This window comes from Streptomyces sp. AcH 505 (genome assembly GCF_000818175.1).
Classification (GTDB): Bacteria; Actinomycetota; Actinomycetes; order Streptomycetales; family Streptomycetaceae; genus Streptomyces.
Window position 1 is genome coordinate 90,594 of the sequence record NZ_JTIY01000001.1, and the last position, 5,387, is coordinate 95,980.

General features: G+C 72.3%; 1 protein-coding gene. It reads right to left on the reverse strand.

The genetic code is table 11. The annotated features are described in order from the left end of the window. On the reverse strand, nt 1–5,387 hold a 5,387-nt coding region (locus tag HY68_RS43345; protein ID WP_198533178.1), incomplete at both ends, for a lonely Cys domain-containing protein.

A 5,387-nucleotide genomic window follows, 5' to 3' on the forward strand; every position in this document is an offset into this window, starting at 1 on the left:
CGGCGAGCGCGTCGGCGAGCGCGGTCCGCAACTCTTCCGGGCTCGCGGGCCAGTTGTGCCCGGCCAGTCGACTGCTCTCGCCCGGCGCGACGGCGGTCAGCGCGTGGACCAGTACGTCCCCGTCGGCGGGCACGTACACCGGCTCAAGTCCGCGCTCGGCGAGTCCGGCCTCCTGCGAGAGCGGCGGCCCGTCGACGGACGGCTGGGGCCGCTGCCGAGCGGGTGCGGGAGTTTCGAGGATGGTGGAGGTCGTAGGGGGTGCGAGAAGGGTCCGCGCCGATGGAGCAGCCTCCGGGACCTCCTCGGCGGTGTCCGGCTCAGGCTCCGAGTCCAGCTCCGACTCGGCGGGAACCGTCTCCACCTCAGGGATGGCGACGGTCATCCGCCGCCGCCCGCCGGGCCGTTGGTAGTCCGTCCAGGTCTCGGCGCCGTACGCCGCCGACGAGGGCCCCGCCTCGGGGACGGGCCGGGGCAGCCACAGCGTGCGCTCCCTCGCGGCCCGAAGCGCTCCCTGCAAGAGACCGGGCGTCACGGGAGAGGTGGCGTAACCCGTCTGCCGGCCGTAACCAGCGGCGATCTGCTCCAGCTCGCCCCAGGTCAGCGGACCCGAGTCGGTGCCCTGTGCCAGCCGCTGCATCTCCAGCACCCCGAAGTCCCGGATGAGCGCGCGGAATTCGAGCTGGCGGGCGGGGTCGGTGTCGATGCGGGGGCCGTAGACGCGGCGGAGCGCGCGTACCCAGCGCAATACCCGGGTTGTGCGCCGGGCCAGTCCTGCGGGCAATCCGGCCAGGTCGCCCAGAGCGGTGAGCGTGGACGCGTGCGGCTCCGGCCGGAACAACAGCCAGCCGAACACGGGCCGGTCGGGATCGTCGTACTTGATCAGCCGCGCGGGCCACTGGCCCTCGGCGGCGCTGGGGGCCACCTGGGCGTCGGTGACCCACACGTCACGGTCGACCTCGTTGGCGACGTACTGTGCGGGGAGGGGGTGTTCGAGCAGGTCCGCGCCGCGCCGGGGCATGGCGAGTTCACACCACAGCAGCCATACGGGCCAGTTGGCCGGCATCCGCCGCAGGCTGGGGCGGCGCCGCAGCACCCCGCCGAGTACCCGGGGGTGTACGGCCTGGTTGGCACCGGTGCTACGGCGCGGAACCGTGACCCGTCCCTCCTGGCCGTGCCCCATCGCGATGTAGGACTCCGCCAGCACACGGGGCAAGGGCAGCAGGCCGCTCTCGCGGAGCACCATCCGGGTGCCCGGTACTCCCTCGTCCAGGTTGGTGTAATGCGTCACCGTGGACAGTTCGCGGACCGCGGCCTCCGACAGGGCCATGTCGTGGCCGTTCAGGAACGCACGGCCGGTGAGCCACTGCCCGTCCTCCGTGACCATGGGGTACGTGAGGATGTCGGACTCGTCGAAGTACGTGCCGTCGTTGGCCCGCAGTTGGACGTCCGGATCACGGACGCTGAGGCCGGGGTCGCTGGGGAACCAGGTACCGACGGGCTCAAGTGCCCCGTCCAGGTTCGGTGCCTGACGGGTCAGGGAGATTCGCAGCACGCCGCTGTTGTCCGCGGAGGACAGCCGGAACAGTCCGTCGGTGGCCCATACGCGGGCATCGGCGCGGTCGGCGATGTGGCGCGGCAGCGTCTCCACCGCGCCCTGCGGGGACTGGACGAGCGCCACAATCGGAGCGCCGGGCGGCCGGGTGGGGTCGAGGGCGACGAGCGAGGCGAACTCCTCGTCGTCCACACGCGCTTCGTTGCCGTTCCCGTCCCGTACGACGATCAGGTCCGACTCGTCGTCCCGTTCGGCGATCACCAGGTGGGGACGGGCGCCCCACGGCGCCTGGAGCCGGTTGATCCTGCCGCTGCCGTCGAGGTCGGGCATCCACACGTGGTCCACGTGGAACGCGAGCCCACCGCGGCCTGTCCAGTCACGGCCGGTGTACCGCCCGGTCGGACCGCCGAGCGCGGTGGCGGGCGACACCGCGTCGGTGGTCCGGGACAGCTGGTAGGCCGCGATCCCCGGCAGGCTGCCCGCCCAGCCATGGCGGCCCGCACTGGCGACGGTCTGCAGCAACGTCATGAACTGGTCGCGCGTGACATGGGCCGAGGGATGCAGATGCAGCACACGGCGGGCCACGGCAGGCAGGTTGAGCGGAGTGTCGCTCGACCGGGGAGCAGCCGTGTGCGCCGCTTCGAGTGTCCTCAGCGCGCCGTGCAACTGACGGTAGTCGCGCCGCGCGCCGACCCCGGAGCCGAAGAGCTGCCACAGCGCTTCGTCCAGGTGGTCGCCCTGGCCGGAGGCCGGCGGCGCCGGCAGGAACCGGTCTCCGGAATCCTGCCCCAGGGCCCTCGACCGTCCGCCGGGCGGGGTGGTCGTCGGGGGTGCGGTGGTCGTCGGGGGCGCGTAGTAGGACGCCCCCGACGGGCCGGCCGCCGAGTTGATGACGGGCAGCCGCAGCGTGCCGTTCTGCGCCGCCTGGAGCGTCGCTTCCAACAGTTCGGGAGTCACCGGAGAGGCGGCGTAACCCATCTGCCAGGCGTAGCCGGCCACGATCTCTTCCAGCGTCCGCCAGCTCAGCGGATCGGCACCCGGGTGCCGCGCCAACCGCAGGCCTTCCAGCGCCCCGAAGCCCCGGATCAAGCCGCGGAACTCACGCCGACGTGCGGGGTCGGTGTCGATGCCGACCCCGTAAAGCCGGCGCAGCGCACGCACCCAGCGCAGGGCCCGGGTCGTGCGCCGCGACCGCTCGGCGGACAGTCCCGCCAGGTCGCCCAAGTCCCTGAGCGTCCTGGAGCTCGGCTCCGGCCGGAACACCAGCCAGCCGTACAGCGGGCGGTCGGGATCGTCGAACTTGGTCAGCTGCGCGGGCAGATGACCGCGGGCGGGGTCGGCGGAGACCCTGGCCTCGGTGACCCAGACGGTGCGGTCGGTGTCGTTGGAGATGCGCTGTGCCGGGAGCGGATGCTCCAGCAGGTCCTCGCCGGGCTGGGCCATCCCGAGTTCGCACCACAGCAGCCACACCGGCCAGTCGGCGGGCATCCGCTGCAGACTGGGACGGCGCCTCAGCACACCACCGAGCTGTTCGGCGGGTATGAGCTGGTTGGTGCCCGTGCTGCGGCGCGGCACGGTCACCTGACCCCGTATGCCGTGGCCCACCGCGATGTAGGAGTCGGCCAGCCCGCGGGGCAGCGGCAGCAGACCGCTCTCGCGGGGCCGGGCCACCATCCGGGAACTCGACTCACCCGGGTCGTAGTCGGTGTAGTGCGTGACATTCGAGATCTCGCTGAGTGCGGCCTCGTAGTCGACTGCCATGTCGTGGGCGGTCAGGAACGCCCGGCCGGTGAGTGACTGTCCGTCCCCCGTGGTGAACGGGTGCGACAGCAGATCCGTCTCGTCGAAGATCGTGCCGTTGCTCGCCCGCAGCTGGACCCCGGTGTCCGGGACGCTCAGACCCGGGTCGCTCGGGAACCAGATGCCGATGGGCACCTGTGCCCCGTACGGGTTCGACGGCGGCCGGCTCAGGGAAATCCGCAGCGTTCCGCTGTCGTCCGGTGCGTAGGAGAGCTGGTGCCGTCCGGTGGTGGACCAGACGCGGGCCCCGGCGTGGTCCGCGATCAGCCGAGGCAGTGTCTCGACCGCGCCCTGCGACCTCGGTACGAGCAGCACCACCTCGGCGTTCGGCGGGCGGGCGGGGTCGAGGGCGACCATCAGGGCGAACTCGTCGTCGTCCACCACTTCCTCGACGCCGTTCTCACCTCGTACGACGATCCAGCCCGAGTCCTCGTCCCTGCCAGCCACCACCAGGTACGGGCGGGCGCCCCACGGCGCGTAGGACCAGTTGACACGTCCGCCGCCGTCGGCGGCGGGCGTCCACACCCGGTCGGCGTCGAAGGCGAGGCCGCCGCGGCCTGTCCAGTCACGGCCGGTGTACTGCCCGTCAGCACCGGTCAGCGAGGTGCCCTGCCTCAGCGCGCCGGTACTACGGGACGCCTGGTAGGCGGCGATGTGCGCGGTGGTGTCCGACCAGCCGTGCCGGCCGGCACGGTCCACGGCGGCGAAGAGGTCGGTGTAGTGGTCGGCCGTGACGTGCGTTCCGGAGTCCAGGTGCAGAACACGGATCGCCACGTCGGGCAGGTTGAGCGGAGCGCCGGCCGACCGGGGGTCGGACTCGTGTGCCGCGACGAGATCGTTCAGGGACCTGCGCAAATCGCCGAAGTCGCCCCGTCGCTCGACACCGTGTCCGAAGATCCCCCGCAACGCGTCGGTCACGCCGTCACTCCGGCTGCCGCTGCCGCTCCCGCTCCGCCGGGAAGGCGGCGCAGGAAGTGACCCCAGGTCGAAGGGGATGGACTGCTCTCCGGACTGCGCCCCCGGCGCAGAGGGCCAGAAGCTGCCGAACGCCACGCGGGGCGCCTCGCGCGGGGAGAACAGGTCCATCGGCGACGGTGTCGGCGTGTGGAACTGCGGGAGCAGTTCGCGTTCCGCGCGGTCCCACAGGGCGCGGAAGCCGGACAGGATGTACGGGTTGTCCTGGCTGCCGAGGTCCGCGGGCCGGCCAGGACCGTACAGCCGCCGAAGCAACGGCAGCAGGGTCGGATCGTGCTGCTCCACCCAGTCGGCGCCGTTGTTGCGCGGCCGGCCGCTGATGGGGTCGGCGCCGGTGTTGGCCCCCAGGTAGGCGCTGGTGAGCTGGGCGAAGTACTCGTGCACGTTGCTGGACGAGTAGTTGGGGAACGGTCCGTCCGGCCACTGTACGGAAGCTCCTGCGGCGAACCTGGCGCGGTAGGCGTCCCGCAGCTCCCGCTGGTCCGCGTCGTTGAGCACCGACTCGATGGCGTGGGCCCACTCGTGGCGGGCGCTGGAGTAGCCGTCGCTGTAGAGCTGGACACCCGGCAGTTCGGTGGTGTCGCCCAGCAGGTTCTCCTCGGCTGCCGCCGCGTGGGCCTCGCCGGGAACTCCGAGGTCGTAGTGGAAGATCCCGCGCATGGTGTCCAGCGGGCGGTTGTCGACGGTGTCGCCGCGCAGCCGCTGGAACGGGCCGAGAGCGGTAAGCGCCCTGTTCCTGGGCACCACGACGAACCGCCGGCCACGGGTCAGCAGGGCCACCGCGATGTCCGGATCGGCGAGCATGCCGCCGACCATCTCCTCCGCGACCTCTCTGGCCTCGGCGGGCTGCTCCACACCCGGGGGTACGTCAACCAGCAACTGGGCGGCCGTGGCCGCGAATTCGTCGGCGGGCCAGGTGTCGCGCATGCCCTGCACGAACGCCTGGTCGACGGCCAGGTCCCTGCGCCCCCGAGGGGGCAGCGCCGCGAGTGCCCTCGCGCGCTCGTCCGCCGTCATCGCGGGGAGCTGGGCCGCCAGGGCCGCGAGGGCCGGCGAGAGG